Source organism: Paenibacillus sp. FSL M7-0420, assembly GCF_038002345.1.
Lineage (GTDB): Bacteria > Bacillota > Bacilli > Paenibacillales > Paenibacillaceae > Paenibacillus_AQ.
This window is the reverse complement of the sequence record NZ_JBBOCJ010000001.1, coordinates 347,591-365,313: the sequence shown is the minus strand read 5'-3', so window position 1 is coordinate 365,313 and position 17,723 is coordinate 347,591. Positions and strand designations below refer to the sequence as shown.

The window sequence follows — 17,723 nt, the reverse complement described above, 5'->3', positions numbered from 1 at the left end:
GGCAAGCTTAGCCGTCACAAAGACGTCCGCTGCAAATGCAGGGACGCCGCTTCTCGATCAGGTTAGATGGAAGGTGATCATCAGGCACCGTGCCATGAATGCCGCTGCGTCTATGGTATCGGCAGCGTTGGGGGGCGCGGGGGACGCGGAGGGCGTCGAGCGAGCGGCGTCTCCAGCGGAGCCCGACGACGCTAAGGGCACGCCGCCTCCGGCGGAGACAGCCACAGGCAAAGGCACGGCCTCGCCGCCGGGGTCCGACGCCGCTAAGGGCACGCCGCCTCCGGCGCCGCCATACGCCAGGGTCTCCCACTGGCGTACAAACCCCCGGACGGCGGCGCGCAGCCGCCCGTCCTCGATAGCCAGGGAGTCTGCGTACTCCCTGGCGGTAACCCCGGGCAGCGGCGGCCCATAGCGCGCCGCCAGCCCGTGCCAGGCCAGAGCGGCGGCGCGCAGCTGCCGCTCACGGCCAAGCCTGCCGGCGCGGCGCACCGCCGGCAGCAGGGCCAGGCTGCGCCGCCAGCGGATGGCGGCAGCCAGCACCAGCGCCGCCAGCGCAAGCAGCGCAGTGTCCGGGCCGCCCGCCTGCGGCAGGGCGGCGGTGAGCGCGTCCGCGTGCAGCGCAGCGGAGCGGCGGGTGTCCGGCGGCGCGGAGGCCGCCGCCGGGTCCGTAGCCGCCGCGCCGAGGGCAGCGGCGGCAGCGGCGGAGGGCGTGGGGTCGAAGGGGACCCAGCCCGCGCCGGGGAAATAGACCTCGACCCAGGCGTGGGCATCGCCGCCGGTCACGCTGTAGCGCTGCGGCACAGAGCCGGGCACAGCGGTGCCCGGGCCGTAGCCCTGGACGTACCGCGCCGGAATGCCGCTGCTGCGCAGCAGGACCGTCATCGCAGTGGCAAAATGCACACAATAGCCCTGACGGGTCCCGAACAGGAAATCATCGGTGAAATCGGCACCGGACGGCGGCACCCGGGTCTTCAGCGAATAGGTGTAGCCGTCCTGAAGATAACCGGCTACAGCTACGGCGGCATCGTAACGGCTCGCCGCCGCAGCTGTAAGCTGTCCGGCCAGGGCACGCACTCCGGGCGGCAGAGCAGCGGGGAGCTGCAAATACTGGCTGCGAACCCCTTCGGGATCACTCCCCTTCAGCTTCCGCAGCGCTGCCGGATCGCTTGGCGGCAGAACAGACTTGACGGTATATTCCGTAACCCCTGCGGAGCTGTAGACTTCCGGCAGACGGAAGCTGAGCCTGTCCGGGCTGGCCAGCACGTAACCCAGCTGGCTTCCGTCCGCAAGCCGGATGTTCTGTATGTCTGTTATAGCGCCTGCACTGAACAGCGGCATACCTCCAGTGGAAGGCGAGGCCAGCTGAATCCGCTGGATAAATGTCTGGCCCCCGGCTAATTCAGCATCCGCCAGAGCGGGCAGCGCCCCGGACAGCCGGGGCAGATTCAGCGCTGAATACGCCGCTCCGCTCCTGATCCAGCGGCGGCCGTCATAATACGCCATGCTTTCTCCCCGCCAGTAATAGGGACGGGAAGCAGTGACCGTGAAGGCCGCCTCCCGGCTGGGAGTCAGGGGCATGCCAAGCTCTCTGTCTTCCATACTGTAGCCAGTGCTGCCAGCGCTGCCAGTGCCGGGTACGCCTGCCTCCTCCGGTCTTTGCGCCGCTGCCCAGTGCTCCAGCTTGTCCAGCACCGGCTGCAGTGTAACCGGGGCAGCCGGGCGTGCGCCCAGCCCTTGCCCGGCCATCCAGGCGGCCAGCGTTACCAGTACAGCTGCCGAGAATGCCCTGGCTCCCCAGCGGGCGTAAGGCAGAACAGGCCTTTCTGTCTTCTCTTGCAGGTGGAGCAGCCCGCTTAAAGCCCGCAGCCACAGGATCAGCCCCGCAGTGACCAGAACATCCCCGGAAGTATTAACGGAATAGCCCATATCCAGCACCAGCAGATACACCAGCGTTACACCGGTGAACAGCGCAATACTTCCCCTGTACAGCGCGAGCTGCTGGACGGAGGACACCAGCAGTCCCCAGCCCAGCACCAGAATCAGCAGCCTGCTGTCCTCGCTTAATGCGGAGATCCGGCCAGAGAGCAGCAGCAGGGCATCCTGTCCACTTTTCTCCATGGCATAGACCTTCAGCCACCCGCCCCCGCCTCCCGCAGCAGCACAGAGGCCATACCAGGTCATGAAGATTAGAAGAAACTGCCCGCTTGCCTGGACAAGACGGGGCAACAGCAGACAGCCCCATGCGAGAAGCGCTGCTGCCGAGAGCATCAGGAGCCGCAGGAGCTGTGTATGGTCCGCTGCCGCAGACAATCTGTAGAGCGGCAGCAGCCACAGCCCAAAGACGCCCATAATCGCCAAAGAGAACAGACCGCGATAATACAGAGGACTGTTCTCTCTTTTACCTGCGGAGCTGTTCTCTGCAAGGTCTGATTCCTGCATCCCTGCCGCTGTAAACCTGATGCTTCCGTAGCGGCGTTGCCCGCTGTGGGTTGAGCCCTTCGGACTGGCGCCATCCGTACTCGCACTAGCAGGAGGTGGAGTTATCCGGGAATCCATCAGGCTCCGCCCCCTTGTACCCTTGTGCAGGAGCAGCATAGCTCAGACAGTGAATCCTCGCGCCAAGCCGCATCAGACTTCCCGCAATCGTATCCGAGGCAGGCGGTCTGTTGTTCCCGTAAGCTGCGGGATCATGCTGCCCGGTTGTTTCCCACCCCTCCGGTGCCAGCCTGCTGCTGCGGGATAGCTCCGGCAGCGTCCCCGCTGCTCTGGCCGGGCTCCGCACAGGACTACCGGGAGTCCGGCTCGGAGAAGGCTGGTCCCAGACATAATACAGCTCCACCCGGATTCCTTGAACCAGGAAACGGGCCAGCGTTCTCGCCGACTCCTCCTCCAGCCTGCCGGTAACGACCGATACCGTCATCCCGGGAATCCAGCTCTGTGACGCATCCTCCAGCAGTCTGCTGAGACTCTGTGAACCGGAAGGAGCAATCTCTGTAAGCAGATCCCGGACCCTCCCGGGGATCTGGCCCAGCCCCTCATGTCTGGCCATTCCTTCCGGCCAGCCGCCGCTGAAGAGCTGGATGTAGCTGCCGGTACGCTCGGCAGAGAGCAGCAGCCCCATCGTAGCCGATACCGCCTGTTCAAAGGCCGGGATTACCGTCCTCCGTTGGCTGCGGGGAGGATGCGCACCGCCGGGAATCTCGTAATCCGCCGGACTGCTCGCAAGCACGATGCAGGTCATCTGCCCCGCTTCACGTTCCGGCACTCTGCTCTGCAGGTTGCCTTTACGGGCGCTGCTCTTCCAGTGAATCCGGCTGAACGGATCACCCGGCGTATAATCACGGATATCCGCTGCCTGCGGGCTGCTGTGGTTCCCCCGCCCGGACACACGGTCTCCCGGCAGCAAGCCGGTATCCGGCACAACTGTGCCCATATATAACGCCCTTGGCAGCACCTTGAAGTCCGCCTTGCCGCCCGGCTGGCAGCCGCCGGTGAACAGCCCCGGCAGATCTCCCCAGGTTACACTGCACCCATGAAGCTGATGTACACCCCTGGGAACGGACAGCAGCTCATAAGAATATTTGAAGGAACGCCGGAAGCCGGGAAACAGCAGTTCCTGATGGCTGCCCCCGCTCCAGTAATCGGTCACAATCATCCAGGGCAGCGGGATTCGGGCGGCAAAAGAAATCTGAACTTCCACAACGGCGTCATCCCCCGCAGACAGACGCGCAGGAACAATCGTGCGCTGGACACTAACTCTCCGGGGACCGCAGAGCTGCATCAGCAGGCCGCCGGACATGACCACTCCGCCCGCTGTCAGCAGCAGCAGGAGCGATTCTCCGCCGCGCCACATATACAGTCCTCCGGCAACTGCCATCAGGAGCAGCATTCGCCCCCACTCCTTAGCTGCGCGGCGGATGCGCTTCCGGGGGAACCCGGCTATCTCTGCATTCCCGTACCTGTTCTGCTGTGAATATACCTGTGATTTCGGATCTGTCAATGATGATGAGGACAAGGAGGACACCCTTCCATGGTCATAGACTAGCCCCCTGACAGCCTGTTCTTTCCCTGGCTATACTACTTGCTGAGGCCTCTTGCTATCTATTCTTTCCACCAAAAAGGATGCCCAGACATTCAGCTGCCGCTTTTCCACGCCAGCTCTGCCTGTTCTCTGCTCTCCTTGCCTTCCCCTCCGTCCGGCCCTCCTCCAAAACGGATATCCGCCTTAAGCTGCGGTAACCCTGCGCTCCTCTGCATTAACAAAGGCTTCCGCACCCGGATGACCTGCCGCCTCAAGCAGCATACGCAGGGGTACCCAGAGGGAGGAGCCTTGGAGCTGCACCTGTGCCGCCTTGTACTCTGCTGTACCGTCCGGCCAGTGAATGCCAACCTCCTGCTTCTGTGAGTCTAACGTCATGCTGCGGCCGTTCCAGCTTACAGCTGCGCTGCGGGTGTCCGCATCCCAGCCGACCCGCCCGCCCAGCCGTTCCACGGTGGCGCGGAGCGGAACATAGTACTGCCCGTCCTGGAGACGGTACTCTCCGGGCTTCAGCTTGATCTCCATCCGCCCAATCTCAAGCGCAAGCGCCTTGCCTGGTGCAAACAGCTCCGCATTCGGAGCAATATTGGCCGATATCCAATCCTGTGACGGCTTGCCCCGCTGAAGGGAGGCTGCCTTGGAGGACACCCTGAACTGTACGGGATCACTCTGCGTATCCAGAACGCCGAACTCATAACCGGCCGCTCTGTAGCGTTCAATAATGGCAGGCAGCGCCTTGGCGCTCTGTTCATGGCCTGATCCGTCATGCAGCAGCAGCACCACACTGGAGGCGTTCAAGTCAGCCACAGATGCCTGCACAATCTCCGCAGCGGGCACTCCCCGGCGGCGGGAATCTCCGCTGTCCACAGTCCAGTCGATCACCCGGTAGCCTGCCTGCTTCAGCAGATTGAAGTATGTACTGTCGAAATGGCCGAACGTGCCGCCCGGTGCACGGACCAGTTGCGGACGGACGCCTGTGATCTCACGTACCGTTTCCTCCGTCTGTTTGATTTGGCGCCAGAATTCCGTGAAGCCGCTATATAAATCATGATAGTTATGATTGTAGGTATGGTTGCCGATAGCATGCCCCTGCTCCCAGATGGCATGGATCAGCTCGGGACGCCCTGCGGCCTGATCCCCCAGCACGAAGAAGGTCGCCTTAACCCCCTGCTCCTGCAATATGCTAAGCACCTTGGGAGTAACTGCGCTTGGCCCGTCGTCAAAAGTCAGATAGACCACCTTCTCCTGGCGGTGACCGGCTGCCGGAGCAGCTTTCCCCGCAGCAGCAGCTACTTGGTGTATAGCGGGAGCAGGACGCTCTGCATCTGCCTTAGGGGCTGAACCGCCCGAAATATGCGGCTGCCGTGATTCTGCGGTTGTCATTCTGGCCGCTGCCGGAGGCAAATCTTGCACCGGGACAGCCGGAGCATTATTCTTAGAGAGTAGAGGTAACGCACTGCCTGCTTCAGCCTGCAGGGAGTACGTAATCCGCGAACCGGAAGAATTCCCCTGCCCTCCATAGGCTGACACACCCAGACTCAGCACAACAGCAATAACAAGCAACCCGCAGATCATGATGCTGCGGATCGGATTTTCCAGGTTGTCCTTCATCTTCTCTACCTCCAGCATTCTATTGGCGCACCCGCACCATTTGGTAGATTGTATGAAGACAAGCTTAAGAATAGAATAGGCGCGCAGCCTTTGGAGAGTGAAGAATCTATGGATATGCTGAAATGGATACAGGAATTGTTTGCGAGCTATGGATATAGCGTATTGTTTTTCGGGCTTTTGCTAGAATTTATCGCCCTGCCTTTTCCCGGGGAGACCACGATGGCCTTCGCAGGATTTCTCTCTTTCACGGGGAGGCTGGATTTCTTCACCCTGGTGATCGTAGCCTTCTTAGGGACTACAATCGGGATGACCATTACTTATTTCATCGGGCTCAAGGCGGGTCTGCCCTTTATCCAGCGGTATGGTAAATGGTTCATGTTCTCTCCGGCCAAGCTGGAAAAGACGCAGCGCTGGTTCGAGAAATACGGCAGCGTGCTGATCTCCATCGGCTATTTCATCCCCGGCGTCCGCCACTTCACCGGCTATTTTGCCGGGATTATTGCCCTGCCCTTCCGTAAATTCGCTATGTATGCCTACGGAGGCGCAATATTCTGGGTGGTGTTATTCCTCGGAATCGGCAAAATCTTCGGCCCGCAGTGGATGGGCATCTTCCACCTGATCGAATCCTACGCCCTCTGGATCGCGGTAAGCGTGCTGGCTATTGCCGCGCTGATTGTCATTTACCGTTACCGGGCTGCCATTTCTCTCCGGCTGCGGCGGCGCAAGCCAGTGGCTACGCTTGATGCCAAGGTCCAAGTGAAGGTCAAAGAGACCTCCAAGACCCGCTGACTATAGCCTCACCTTAACGTCTGAAAGAAGGTATCCCTGTGAAAATAGACCGTCTGCTCTCCATTGTTATATTGTTGCTCAACCGGCCGCTGATTCAGGCCAAGGAGCTGGCCGATATGTTCGAGGTCTCCGTGCGTACGATTTACCGTGATATAGACAGCATTAACAGCGCAGGCATCCCTGTGGTTACCTATCAGGGGGCAGGGGGCGGCATCGGCCTCATGCAGGGCTACCGGCTGGACCGCAACGTATTATCGCAACGCGAGCTGGCCGATATTTTCAGTGCGCTGCAAAGCGCCTCCTCCATCGGAGGAGAGGGCCATCAGCTGTTGATGGAGAAGATCAGCAGCGTTGTCCCTCCCTCCCAGATCTCCGCCTTCCGCAGCAAAACCACCCAAATGATCGTCGATTTCTCCCCCTGGGAGCTGACAGCTCCGCTGGAGGAGCGGCTGGACCTCCTTAAAGAAGCCTTAGAGGAGGAGGTCTTGGTCACTTTTGAATACATAACTGCTGAAGGCAGGGTAAGCCTGCGTACGGTCGAGCCCTATACGCTGGTCCTCAAGGGACAATTCTGGTACTTATACGGGTTCTGCCAGGACCGTCAGGATTTCCGCCTCTTCAAGCTGCTGCGGATGAAAGCGCTGGTGAAGAAGAACAGGCACTATATCCGCCAGGATATTCCCCTTACAGAGCTGCCATGGAGCAGTAGCTGGAAGGAACCGCAGAATCTCATACCGGTCACGCTGCGGTTCGCCCCCGAAGGCAAGCATCTCGCCGAGGAATACTTCGACTGTGAGACGCTCCAGCGGGATGATACCGGCGGTTATACCCTAACGCTCCAGTACCCTGAGAATGACTGGCTATACGGCTTCCTGCTAAGCTTCGGGACTGTCCTGGAGGTGCTGGGGCCGGAGCATGTCCGCCGCAGATTAGGCGAGGTGGCCCGCGGCGTTGCGGCGGCATATTCAGCAGACTTGCCGGAGCGGCAATAAAAGCCGACCCTAAGCATTTTCAATTCGCCATCGCATGACCTCCTGAGAAGCCGGTTTTTGACTGGGAGACTGGGGAGGATGAAGGACAGCGGGGTAATTCTACCCTAGTTCGCAGACGCAAAAAGACGATCCGCTATAACCGTTAACGGTTATAGCGGATCGTCTTTTTTTAAAATGTATGCACGATTATGCTCTCTGTGATTTGGTCAGGTTCGGCTGTGGCTGTTCGCCTTCCGCTTCTTCCGTCTTCAGGAAGTCGGGCTGCGGAGAGGTCTTGCGGATGAACAGCGCCAGCACCAGGGCAACAACAGTCACCCAGGTTGCTACAGCGAACGCGTGGGTAATCCCGTTAATCGTTGCGTCCTGAGTAAGCTTCAGCATCGCAGCCTTATCGGTCTTCGACACCGCACCGCTTACCAGTGCATCGGTAATGTTGCTCTTCGTACGGTTGGTCATCAGGCTGACGAACAGGGCCATCCCCAGTGCGCCGCCTACGGTACGCAGGGTGTTGGACATGGCTGTACCATGAGAAGCCAGACGCTGCGGCAGCTGGTTCAGACCGGCGGTGACGATAGGCATCATCAGCATCGACATCCCGAACATCCGGGCCGTATACGTCAGGATCAGATGAGTATAGGTGGTAGTGGTGCTGATCTGGCTGAATTCCCAGGTAGTCACTGTGGTGATGGCCAGGCCGATAACCGCCAGCCAGCGGGCGCCGATTTTATCAAATATAATTCCGGTGATCGGTGACATAACGCCCATCAGAACCGCACCCGGGAGCAGCATCAGTCCGGATTCCATCGGTGTAAAGCCGCGGATGGTCTGCAGATAGATCGGCAGCAGGATCATCCCTGCATACATAGCCATGGTGACGATAATGTTGATCACGGTAGTCAGGGAGAACATGTTGTAGCGGAAAATCCGGAATTCAAGCAGCGGCTTATCCGTGGTCAGCTCACGCCATACGAACAGCCCCAGGGACACGATACCCAGGATCAGGCAGAGAATAACGGTCGTGCTTCCCCAGCCGTCTGTTCCGGCATCACTGAAGCCGTAGAGCAGCCCGCCGAAGCCCAGTGTAGACAGAATCACACCCGGTTTATCCAGCTTTGGAGAAGTCAGCTTACCTACATTCTGCATAGTCTTCATGCCGAGCAGCATCGAGAAGATGGCCAGCGGAAGCACGATGTAGAACAGCACGCGCCAGGAATAGTTCTGCACGACCCAGCCGGACAAGGTAGGGCCGACAGCCGGAGCAAAAATCATCGCAACCGCCATCAGTCCCATCGCCTTGCCCCGTTCTTCAATCGGGAAGATGCGTAGGAACACAATGTTCATCAGCGGCATCAGAATTCCGGCACCTACGGCCTGAATGACTCTGCCGACCATAATCATCTCAAAGCCTGTTCCTATCGCACACACCAGTGTACCTATCGAAAATAACATCATTGCCGTCGTAAAGAGCTGGCGGGTCGTAAATTTCTCCACTAGATAGGCGCTGATCGGCACGAGCACACCATTAACCAGCATGAACCCTGTCGTCAGCCATTGGGCCGTATTGGCGAGGATATTCAGATCCTCCATCATTTTGGGCAGTGCCACATTCATCAGTGTCTGATTCAATAACGCCACGAAGGCGCCGATCAGGAGCGCTGCGATAATCGGGCCTCTGCGGACCGTCTTGGACGGTGCATTACCGGCTGTAATTGTACTCATAGCTTCTTGTTGTCTCTCCCTTGTTCTAGAATTCGGATAATTTCACCATGCAGCCGCAGCAGCTCCTGTACATCCTCCGCAGGAATATCTGCCAAGGGCTGCAAATGTCTTCGGAGTGACTGTCTGCTAAGCAGACGGATCTCCTTGCCTTTCTCGGTCATCGCCAGCTTGAATATTCGTTTGTCGCTCTGCGAGCGTTCTCTGGTAATCAGTCCGGCCTTCACCATCCGGTCCACTACACCGCTGGCAGCGCTGTTGCCCAGATGCAGAAGATCGGCCAGCTCCGTGATCCCGATATCAGGATGCAAGGATAACTTACGCAATACCATCAGCTGGGTAGATGTGATGTTAAGCTCCTCTGCATCCTTCCACAGAAGCTGCTGGAAATTATGGGTAATGCAGCGGAAAGAGGATAGAATATCGTCCAGTTGCTTTTCCTTTTCTTCCAAGCCTTATCCCTCCACAAGCATAATGCACAATAATACTTCGCATGCGAACTATTTTACTAGTTACCTATTTATCCGTCAATGATTTTCTTACAGAAATTTTCTGAAAAATCACGGAAAGCGAGGGTTACACATGAATTTTGAACAACGTAATCACTGGAACAGGCAGCATAAAATTTTATCGGGAATCATCACCAAGCCGGAGACGCATACTGAAGCAGTCGCTATCATTCTGGAGCTGCACACTGCCCTCTACGCTTCTGAAGAAAGCAACGGGCAACAGATAACCTATGAGGATTCCTTAGGGGACAAGCTGCTGGAATCCACCGCGCGCAGCGGGGGTGGCATCCGTCCCACTCACCTTCGTGCCAAACACATTGTATTCGGTTTTTTGCATACATTCGGTCAATGGTGCCACCACGCTCCCCAATATGTTCGGTTTTCCGCATACATTCGGTCCATACGCCTGCATGTGAGCACAATGTATGCTGTTTTCCGTATACATTCGGTCCACACGCCTGGGCGCCAGCAAATGTGTGCTATTTTCCGCATACATTCGAGCCACACGCCTGCGCGCCAGCACATTGCAGCAAAAAGAGCGGACCGGTGTAATAACCGGTCCGCTCTGTATATTCAGAAGCTGCTATCCTTGGCAGCCCACACCACCGGCCAGTACCGGCACCAGTTGCGCCACCTCATCCGCTGACGGCTGGGTGCCGGCGGCAAGGCCGCTGGCAATCGACATCATCAGCTTGATCCGGTTGGCCTGGTTGACCACGCTGACTCCGGCATCATAATCAATGGCAACGATGTTCGCGCCAGGATATAGATCCTTAAGCCCCTTAATCATCCCGCGCCCGGTAATATGGTTCGGCAGGCAGGCAAACGGCTGAATGCAGGCAATATTGTTCACGCCGTTATCCAGCAGATCCATCATCTCCGCCGTCAGGAACCAGCCTTCGCCCATCTGGTTGCCTACCGACACGAGGCGGCTTGCCTTCTCGGCCAGACCGTAGATATTCTCCCGGCCTTTGGATAGTCCGGCCTGCTCCAGCGCTACCTTGACCGGCTTGCGGTAGATTTCGAGGTAGGAAATCAGCATGGGATTAATATAGCCCAGCCGCTTGCTTTTGCCGAATTGCTCGGCCTTGTAGATCGGATTGTAGACACAGTAGAAAATGAAGTCCAGGAAATCAGGCATCACAGCCTCTCCGCCCTCCGCCTCAATCATGTCGATGATATGGTTGTTGGCATCCGGATGGAATTTGATTAGAATCTCCCCGACAATGCCCACCTTGGGCTTATCCGCCGGGATAACCGGCAGCCGCGAGAACCCGGCAACAATCTCACGGGTCAGCCGCTTGTATTCACGGAACGAGAAGTTCGACAGGCTGCCCTTGCAGCGTCCCATTCCCTGGCGGAATAAGGCCTCTGTGCTTCCCGGCACCGCTTCATACGGTCTGAAGCGGTGCAGCAGGCGCATCATCAGATCTCCGTAGCAGGCTGCGGCGATCAGGCGGTTCGCCAGCTTCAGGCTGATGCGGAAGCCCGGCTGATTCTCCATCCCGGAGGCATTCAGGGAGATCACCGGGATCTGCCCCAGACCGGCATCCTTCAGAGCCTTGCGCAGCAGGGAGATGTAGTTCGTCGCCCGGCAGCCGCCCCCGGTCTGCGACATGATTACAGCGGTCCGGTCCGGGTCATAATCGCCGCTCTTCAGTGCCGACAGCATCTGCCCGATCGTTACAATCGCCGGATAACAGGCATCATTGTTGACGTACCGGAGGCCTTCCTCCGTCTCCTGCGGACCGGTCGATTCCAGAATTTTCAGCCGGTAGCCCGCATCCTGGAAGACCCGTTCGAACAGCTCGAAATGAATCGGCGACATCTGCGGAGCAAGGATGGTATAGGTATCCTTCATTTCTTTGGTGAACGGCACATTGACTTGCGGCTTGTAGAGCAGCTGCGGCTTAACCTCGCCTCTCTCGCGCTCACGCATCGCGGCCTGAAGCGAACGCAGGCGAATCCGCGCGGCTCCGAGGTTGCTGATTTCATCGATTTTGATGAGCGTATAGACCTTGTTGTGACGCTCCATAATCTCCTGAACCGCATCGCAGGTAATCGCATCGATCCCGCAGCCGAAGGAGGTGAGCTGGACCAGCTCCAGATCGCTTCTTCCCGCCGCCAGCCGGGCCGCACGGTACATCCGCGCATGATAGGTCCACTGGTTCACTACACCAACATCCCCTTCGCTGCGGTCCAGATGGCAGATCGAATCCTCGGTCAGCACCGCAAGTCCCATCCCGGTAATCATATCGGCAATCCCGTGGTTGATCTCAGGGTCGGCATGATACGGATGCCCGCAGAGCAGAATTCCCTTCGTACCTGTCTCCGTGAGAAAGACCAGCGTCTCCTCGCCCTTGGTGCGCACATCATTCTTCGCCTGCTCCGCTTCCGCCAGTCCCGCCTGGACAGCAGCCGCAATCTCCTCCTTAGGCACCTCGGCGAACGTTCGCGCCAGCACCCGGGTCAGCGCCGGAATATCATCGAAGGTCAGGAACGGGCTGACCAGCGGAACCCCCTGCTCCTTCAGACCGTCCATATTATTGCGGATCACCTCGGGGTAGGAAGCAACCACCGGGCAGTTGAAGTGATTCTGCGCCGCATCATCCTCCTTCTTCTCATACACCACCGCCGGGTAAAAGATGAAGTCCACGCCCTGGCCGATCAGCTGCTGTACATGCCCGTGGGCCATTTTGGCCGGATAGCAGATCGATTCCGAAGGAATAGTATCCATTCCGCTCTCATACAGCTTCTTGCTGGACTTCGGAGACAGCACGGTCCGGTAGCGCAGCGAGGTGAAAAAGGTATGCCAGAACGGGTAATTCTCGAACATATTCATCGTGCGCGGAAGTCCAACCGTGCCCCGGACCGCCGCCACTTCCGGCAGGCCCTCGTAGGCGAAGAACCGCTCATATTTGTATTGCATCAGGTTCGGCAGCGTGTTCTTCTCTTTCTTGCCGCCTGCGCCGCGTTCACAGCGGTTCCCCGTCACATGGAAGCTCTTGTCCGGGAACCGGCTGATGGTCAGCGCACAGCTGTTGGCACAGCGGCTGCAGCGGCCTGGAGCGACTGAATACTGGAAGTCCTCCAGCTCCTGCGGTCCGAGAATCGTGCTAATTCCTTCCGGGGCAGCCTGTTCTCTGGCCATCAGCGCACAGCCGTAAGCGCCCATCACGCCGGCGATATCGGGTCTGACTACCGTCCTTCCCGTCAGCAGCTCAAAAGCCCGCAGGACAGCCTCATTATAAAAGGTTCCGCCCTGAACGATGATATTCCGGCCCAAATCCTCGGGATTACGGATCTTAATCACCTTTTGCAGCGCATTCTTCACCACGGAGTAAGCCAGCCCGGCCGAGAGATCGGCAAGCGTAGCCCCCTCCTTCTGGACCTGCTTCACCTTGGAATTCATGAACACGGTACAACGCGAGCCGAGATTCACCGGTGCCTTCGATTCGAGCGCCGCAGCGGCGAACTCCTCTATGCCAAGCTCCAACGCGGAAGCAAAGCTCTCCAGAAAGGAGCCGCAGCCCGCCGAGCAGGCTTCATTAAGCATCAGGCTGTCGATGGCTCCCCCGCGGATCTTGATGCACTTCATGTCCTGGCCGCCGATATCGAGGATGAAGTCGACCTCCGGCATGAACCGGGAGGCTGCCTTGTAATGGGCCACCGTCTCTACTTCTCCGCCGTCCATCCGCAGCGCCGCCTTGACCAGACCCTCTCCATAACCGGTTGCGTAAGCTCCCGCAATGTAGCAGCCTTGGGGCAGAATCCGGTAGAGCTCCTTCAGCGCGCCGGTGACTGACTGCAGAGGATTGCCTCCATTGCTCCCGTAAAAGGTATGCAGAATCTCATCCGCCGCTCCGGTAACCACCAGCTTGGTCGTGGTAGAGCCGGCATCAATGCCCAGATAGACCGGCCCCCGGTAGGCAGCCAGCGCGGAACGCGGTGCCGTAGCCTGACTGTGACGAAGTCTGAACTGTGCCAGATCATCCGGCGCTCTGAACAGCGGCGCCAGCTCTGCATCCTCCGCGCGGTCCTGCGAGAAGTCTACAGCCATGATCCGGGCAATCCAGCCGCTCAGCGGCAGGAATACGGGATCTGACCCGGCAAGCGCCGAACCGATGGCAACGAAATATTGCGAGTGCTCCGGGAACAGCACCTCCTCCTCCTTCAGTCCAAGCGTCTCCTTGAACCGGTCCCGCAGAACGGACAGGAAGGTTAACGGTCCCCCGAGAAAAGCAACACGCCCACGGATCGGACGTCCGCAGGCCAAGCCGCTGATTGTCTGGTTCACGATGCTCTGGAAGATCGAGGCCGCCACATCCTCACGCCGCGCCCCTTCATTCAGCAGCGGCTGCACATCGCTCTTGGCAAATACCCCGCAGCGCGAAGCGATGGGATAGATCCGCTCATGCTTCACGGCAAGCTCATTCAGACCCGCAGGGTCCGTCTGCAGCAGAGAGGCCATCTGATCAATGAATGCCCCTGTACCGCCTGCACAGGCTGTGTTCATCCGCTGCTCGATGCCGCCGCTGAGGTAGATGATTTTGGCATCCTCTCCGCCCAGCTCAATCGCGGTATCACATTCTGGAATCCGTCCGCTGATCGCCCTCGTGCAGGCAATGACCTCCTGGACAAACGGAATCTCCCCGAGCTTGGACAGGGACAACCCGGAGGAGCCGCTTACGGTGAGGGCTGCTTCACTGCCGGAGAACCTATACTGCACCTCTGAGAGTAGGGTAACCGCCGCTTTTTTTATATCACTGAAATGACGCACATAATCCTGATATATAATGATATCCCGTTCCATAACCACCAATTTGGCCGTAGTTGATCCGACGTCAAGCCCAATACGCAGTCTCTTCATGCCATCCCCCATACCTTGCTCCAAATTTGAAGTAATATGAGGCAACTATATCACGAGAGCGCCTGACTATAGCTGTTAGAAATGTAACAGACAAATACAATTAATTACCAGCATACTTAATTATTTCACGATTTGTTCTAATGCGGCCTCCACATGGCCCTTCACTCTGACTTTTCGCCACTCTGCGCTCAGAATCCCTTCCTCATCAATCAGAAAAGTAGAGCGCACAATCCCCATGAATTCCTTGCCGTAGAGCTTCTTGAGCTGCCATACCCCGAACAATTCGCTCACCGTATGCTCCTCATCGGATAATAACGGAAAGGGCAGGCTATTCTTCGCAATAAATTTGCTGTGTGAGGCCAGCGGATCGGCACTGATTCCAAGAACAACCGCCCCATTCGCGGCAATCGTATCGTGGGCATCGCGGAAATCGCAGGCCTCCTGGGTGCAGGCCGGGGTACTGTCCTTAGGATAGAAGTAGAGCAGCACCTTCCTGCCGCGGTAATCGTTTAAGCTGATGTTGCCCCCTGTTGAGGCAGGCAGTGTGAAGTCCGGAACCTTGTCGCCTACTGTCATACTCATTTATTATTCACTCCTCTTAATGTGGTTGTTGATTTCTGAAATTGCGTGTCTTCCCAAAAGAAATTATAATGTAGAGAATGTGAACTGGAAAGGACGAACGAAATGCCACCAAGAAAGAACCGGCACGCCAAAGCCGGCAAGTCAAAGAAGAAAACGCTGCTCTGGACTCTGGCAATCATACTCCTTTTAATCATCGGAGGTCTGGTTTACTATTTCACTGCAATTTACAATCAGCTCGATAACCTCCACAAGACAGGTGAAGATTCTCCGTTCGCCAATGTTCCCACAGCCTCGGCGGAGGCGGTTAAGCCCCCTGTATGGGAAGGCACAGAGCCGGTCAATATCCTGCTCATGGGCGTGGATGCGCGCGGGGTGAAGAAGGGCGAAGTGCCGCGTTCCGACACTATGCTGGTCGCCTCACTTGATCCGGTGAAGAAGAAGTTCTATGTCTTTTCCATTCTTCGTGACACTTATGTTGACATCCCTGACCACGGTTCACAGCGGATCAATGCCGCCATTACCTATGGACCCAACACGGCGATGCAGACGGTCAGCGACCTGCTCGGTATCCCGATTCAATATTATGTCTATACCGATTTCCAGGGCTTCATGAAGCTGGTGGATGCCGTGGGCGGTGTGGATTATGAGGTCGAGAAGGATATGCGTTATACCACCAAGGCGGACGGGCCTGAGTTCGATATCGATCTCAAGAAGGGCTTCCAGCACCTGGATGGCAAAATGGCGCTGCAGTATGTGCGCTTCCGTCATGACGCGACCTCCGATTTCACCCGGACAGAGCGCCAGCGCGGCTTCCTTAAGGCTGTAGCAGATAAGGTGATCAGCACCACCTCCATTATCAAGCTGCCGACCATTCTTGGTGAGGTTACACCTTATATTGACACGAATCTGGATATTAGCGACATGTGGAAGCTCGGCGCTGTAGGCTATGACAGCTCTATGGGCGGCAGCGCGCAGATTCCGCCGATGAATCTGATCCGGGAGAAGACCCTCAAGGACGGCTCCCAGGTGATCAGCTTCAGCAGCGAGAAGGCTCTGAAGCAGTTCGTAGAGGATACGCTAACCGCACCCGAACCTTCGCCAACTCCTGGAGCAGAGGCTTCACCGGGCAGCAGCCCTTCCGCATCACCGGGAACAAAGTAAACTCCAATATAACCATGCTTGGCACACGGGGCGGGCGGACAGCGGGAATCAGCCGCGGTTCGCCCTTTCCCATGGGCGCAAGCCAAGAAGAAAGGAACATTACCTATGAACCGCAGCACATCAGAACAGTTATACGAGGAAGCTCTCCAGCATATTGTCGGAGGCGTGAACAGCCCCTCCCGCTCCTTCAAGGCCGTGGGCGGAGGCGCCCCTGTCTTCATGAAACGCGCCGGAGGCTCACGCTTTTGGGATGAGGACGGCAATGAATATATTGATTATCTGGCCGCCTATGGCCCGATTATTACCGGACATGCCCACCCTCATATCACCGCCGCTATTACTGAGGCCGCGCAGAACGGACTGCTCTACGGAACGCCAACCCGGCTTGAGATCAAGCTGGCCAAGATGCTGAAGGAAGCTATTCCCTCGATGGACAAGGTACGCTTCGTCAACTCCGGTACAGAAGCCGTCATGACGACCATCCGCGTCGCCCGCGCCTACACCAAGCGCAGCAAAATCATCAAATTCGCCGGTTGTTATCACGGCCACTCTGATCTTGTGCTTGTAGCCGCAGGTTCAGGTCCATCGACACTGGGTATCCCGGACAGCGCAGGCGTTCCGGCCAGCATCGCCCAGGAGGTCATCACCGTTCCCTTCAATGATCTGGACGCCCTGCGTGAAGCGCTGGAGCAATGGGGCCAGGATGTGGCTGCCGTAATGGTCGAGCCAATTGTCGGCAACTTCGGTATGGTTATGCCGGAGCCAGGCTTCCTGGAAGGCTTATGCAAGCTGACGCACGAGAACGGCTCCCTGGTTATCTATGATGAAGTCATTACCGCCTTCCGTTTCCACTATGGCTCCACTCAGACCTATGCCGGTCTTGCTAATCATGAGGAGATCATTCCCGATCTGACGGCCCTTGGCAAAATCATCGGCGGCGGGCTGCCCATCGGCGCTTACGGCGGACGCAAGCATGTCATGGAGCAGGTCGCTCCGCTCGGTCCTGCTTATCAGGCAGGCACGATGGCCGGTAACCCCGCCTCGATCTCGGCAGGGATCGCCTGCCTGGAGGTGCTTAGCGCAGAAGGCGTCTATGACGAGATGGAGCGGCTGGCCATCCGCCTGACCGAAGGACTTCAGGCGTCCGCTGACCGTCACGGTATTCCGCTGACCATCAACCGGATTCGCGGGGCATTCTCCACACATTTTTGCAGCCATCCCATTACGAATTATGAAGAAGCGCAGGATACCGATGGTGAAATGTTCGCCAGCTTCTTCCGGCATATGCTGAGCCGGGGCATCAATCTGGCCCCGTCCAAATATGAGGCCTGGTTCCTGACCACAGCCCACACGGATGCCGACATCGACCTCACCCTGGAGGCGGCAGAGGCTTCATTCGCGGCTATGGCTGCGGAGAAGTAATCGCCCAACTATAAGAATAGGCTGTCCCAAGA

General features: G+C 57.8%; 12 protein-coding genes. 5 read left to right on the top strand and 7 right to left on the bottom strand.

All coding sequences use genetic code 11. The features are described 5' to 3' along the window. Positions 1-57: 57 nt before the first annotated feature. The 3 genes from MKX51_RS01575 to MKX51_RS01565 form a co-directional block, all read right to left on the bottom strand. Positions 58-2,556, bottom strand: a complete 2,499-nt coding sequence (locus MKX51_RS01575; protein WP_340990948.1) for a DUF4129 domain-containing transglutaminase family protein — start codon at positions 2,554-2,556, stop codon at positions 58-60. Then, complete coding sequence (locus MKX51_RS01570) at positions 2,525-3,889, bottom strand: DUF58 domain-containing protein (protein WP_340990947.1); 1,365 nt, start codon at positions 3,887-3,889, stop codon at positions 2,525-2,527. Before MKX51_RS01570 ends, MKX51_RS01575 begins: the two co-directional genes overlap by 32 nt. A gap of 336 nt (positions 3,890-4,225) precedes the next feature. Next, positions 4,226-5,650: a polysaccharide deacetylase gene (locus MKX51_RS01565; RefSeq protein WP_340990946.1), complete on the bottom strand. Its 1,425-nt coding sequence runs from the start codon at positions 5,648-5,650 to the stop codon at positions 4,226-4,228. Positions 5,651-5,758: 108 nt separating this feature from the next. Between MKX51_RS01565 and MKX51_RS01560 the strand changes: the two genes are divergently transcribed. After that, positions 5,759-6,439, top strand: coding sequence for a DedA family protein (locus tag MKX51_RS01560; protein WP_339253397.1), 681 nt, complete (start codon positions 5,759-5,761; stop codon positions 6,437-6,439). 38 nt (positions 6,440-6,477) lie between these two features. Next, positions 6,478-7,431 (top strand): helix-turn-helix transcriptional regulator, encoded by a 954-nt coding sequence (locus MKX51_RS01555; protein WP_340990945.1) that lies wholly within the window; start codon positions 6,478-6,480, stop codon positions 7,429-7,431. Between the two features lie 186 nt (positions 7,432-7,617). Here the strand turns inward: MKX51_RS01555 and MKX51_RS01550 are convergent, their stop codons facing one another. Then, entirely contained in the window at positions 7,618-9,150 is a 1,533-nt protein-coding gene (locus MKX51_RS01550; RefSeq protein ID WP_340990944.1) for a DHA2 family efflux MFS transporter permease subunit, read from the bottom strand. Beyond that, positions 9,147-9,599, bottom strand: a complete 453-nt coding sequence (locus MKX51_RS01545) for a MarR family winged helix-turn-helix transcriptional regulator (protein ID WP_340990943.1) — start codon at positions 9,597-9,599, stop codon at positions 9,147-9,149. Before MKX51_RS01545 ends, MKX51_RS01550 begins: the two co-directional genes overlap by 4 nt. 130 nt (positions 9,600-9,729) lie before the next feature. On the opposite strand from MKX51_RS01545, the gene MKX51_RS01540 reads away from it, so the two are divergent. Then, positions 9,730-10,302 carry a hypothetical protein gene (locus MKX51_RS01540; protein ID WP_340990942.1) on the top strand — a complete coding sequence of 191 codons (573 nt, stop codon included), beginning with the start codon at positions 9,730-9,732 and terminating at the stop codon, positions 10,300-10,302. On the opposite strand, the gene MKX51_RS01535 is transcribed toward MKX51_RS01540, so the two are convergent. Both MKX51_RS01535 and bcp read right to left on the bottom strand, forming a co-directional pair. After that, a complete protein-coding gene (locus MKX51_RS01535) occupies positions 10,240-14,526 on the bottom strand; it encodes an acyl-CoA dehydratase activase-related protein (RefSeq protein ID WP_340990941.1) in 4,287 nt (1,428 codons plus the stop codon). The genes MKX51_RS01540 and MKX51_RS01535 overlap by 63 nt on opposite strands. A gap of 120 nt (positions 14,527-14,646) precedes the next feature. Beyond that, on the bottom strand, positions 14,647-15,108 hold the full coding sequence (gene bcp / locus MKX51_RS01530) for a thioredoxin-dependent thiol peroxidase (RefSeq protein ID WP_340990940.1): 462 nt from the start codon (positions 15,106-15,108) through the stop codon (positions 14,647-14,649). A gap of 102 nt (positions 15,109-15,210) precedes the next feature. Here bcp and MKX51_RS01525 point away from each other — a divergent pair, with 102 nt between their 5' ends. Then, on the top strand, positions 15,211-16,269 hold the full coding sequence (locus MKX51_RS01525) for an LCP family protein (RefSeq protein ID WP_340990939.1): 1,059 nt from the start codon (positions 15,211-15,213) through the stop codon (positions 16,267-16,269). Between the two features lie 105 nt (positions 16,270-16,374). Next, on the top strand, positions 16,375-17,691 hold the full coding sequence (locus MKX51_RS01520; protein ID WP_339312634.1) for a glutamate-1-semialdehyde 2,1-aminomutase: 1,317 nt from the start codon (positions 16,375-16,377) through the stop codon (positions 17,689-17,691). Positions 17,692-17,723: the final 32 nt, after the last annotated feature.

Excerpts from the sequence above, each read along its gene's own strand:
- MKX51_RS01565 (WP_340990946.1), bottom strand. The coding sequence starts at position 5,650 with ATGAAGGACAACCTGGAAAATCCGATCCGCAGCATCATGATCTGCGGG.
- MKX51_RS01525 (WP_340990939.1), top strand. The coding sequence starts at position 15,211 with ATGCCACCAAGAAAGAACCGGCACGCCAAAGCCGGCAAGTCAAAGAAG.
- MKX51_RS01575 (WP_340990948.1), bottom strand. The coding sequence starts at position 2,556 with ATGGATTCCCGGATAACTCCACCTCCTGCTAGTGCGAGTACGGATGGC.
- MKX51_RS01520 (WP_339312634.1), top strand. The coding sequence starts at position 16,375 with ATGAACCGCAGCACATCAGAACAGTTATACGAGGAAGCTCTCCAGCAT.
- MKX51_RS01570 (WP_340990947.1), bottom strand. The coding sequence starts at position 3,889 with ATGCTGCTCCTGATGGCAGTTGCCGGAGGACTGTATATGTGGCGCGGC.
- MKX51_RS01540 (WP_340990942.1), top strand. The coding sequence starts at position 9,730 with ATGAATTTTGAACAACGTAATCACTGGAACAGGCAGCATAAAATTTTA.
- MKX51_RS01535 (WP_340990941.1), bottom strand. The coding sequence starts at position 14,526 with ATGAAGAGACTGCGTATTGGGCTTGACGTCGGATCAACTACGGCCAAA.
- MKX51_RS01550 (WP_340990944.1), bottom strand. The coding sequence starts at position 9,150 with ATGAGTACAATTACAGCCGGTAATGCACCGTCCAAGACGGTCCGCAGA.
- bcp (WP_340990940.1), bottom strand. The coding sequence starts at position 15,108 with ATGAGTATGACAGTAGGCGACAAGGTTCCGGACTTCACACTGCCTGCC.
- MKX51_RS01560 (WP_339253397.1), top strand. The coding sequence starts at position 5,759 with ATGGATATGCTGAAATGGATACAGGAATTGTTTGCGAGCTATGGATAT.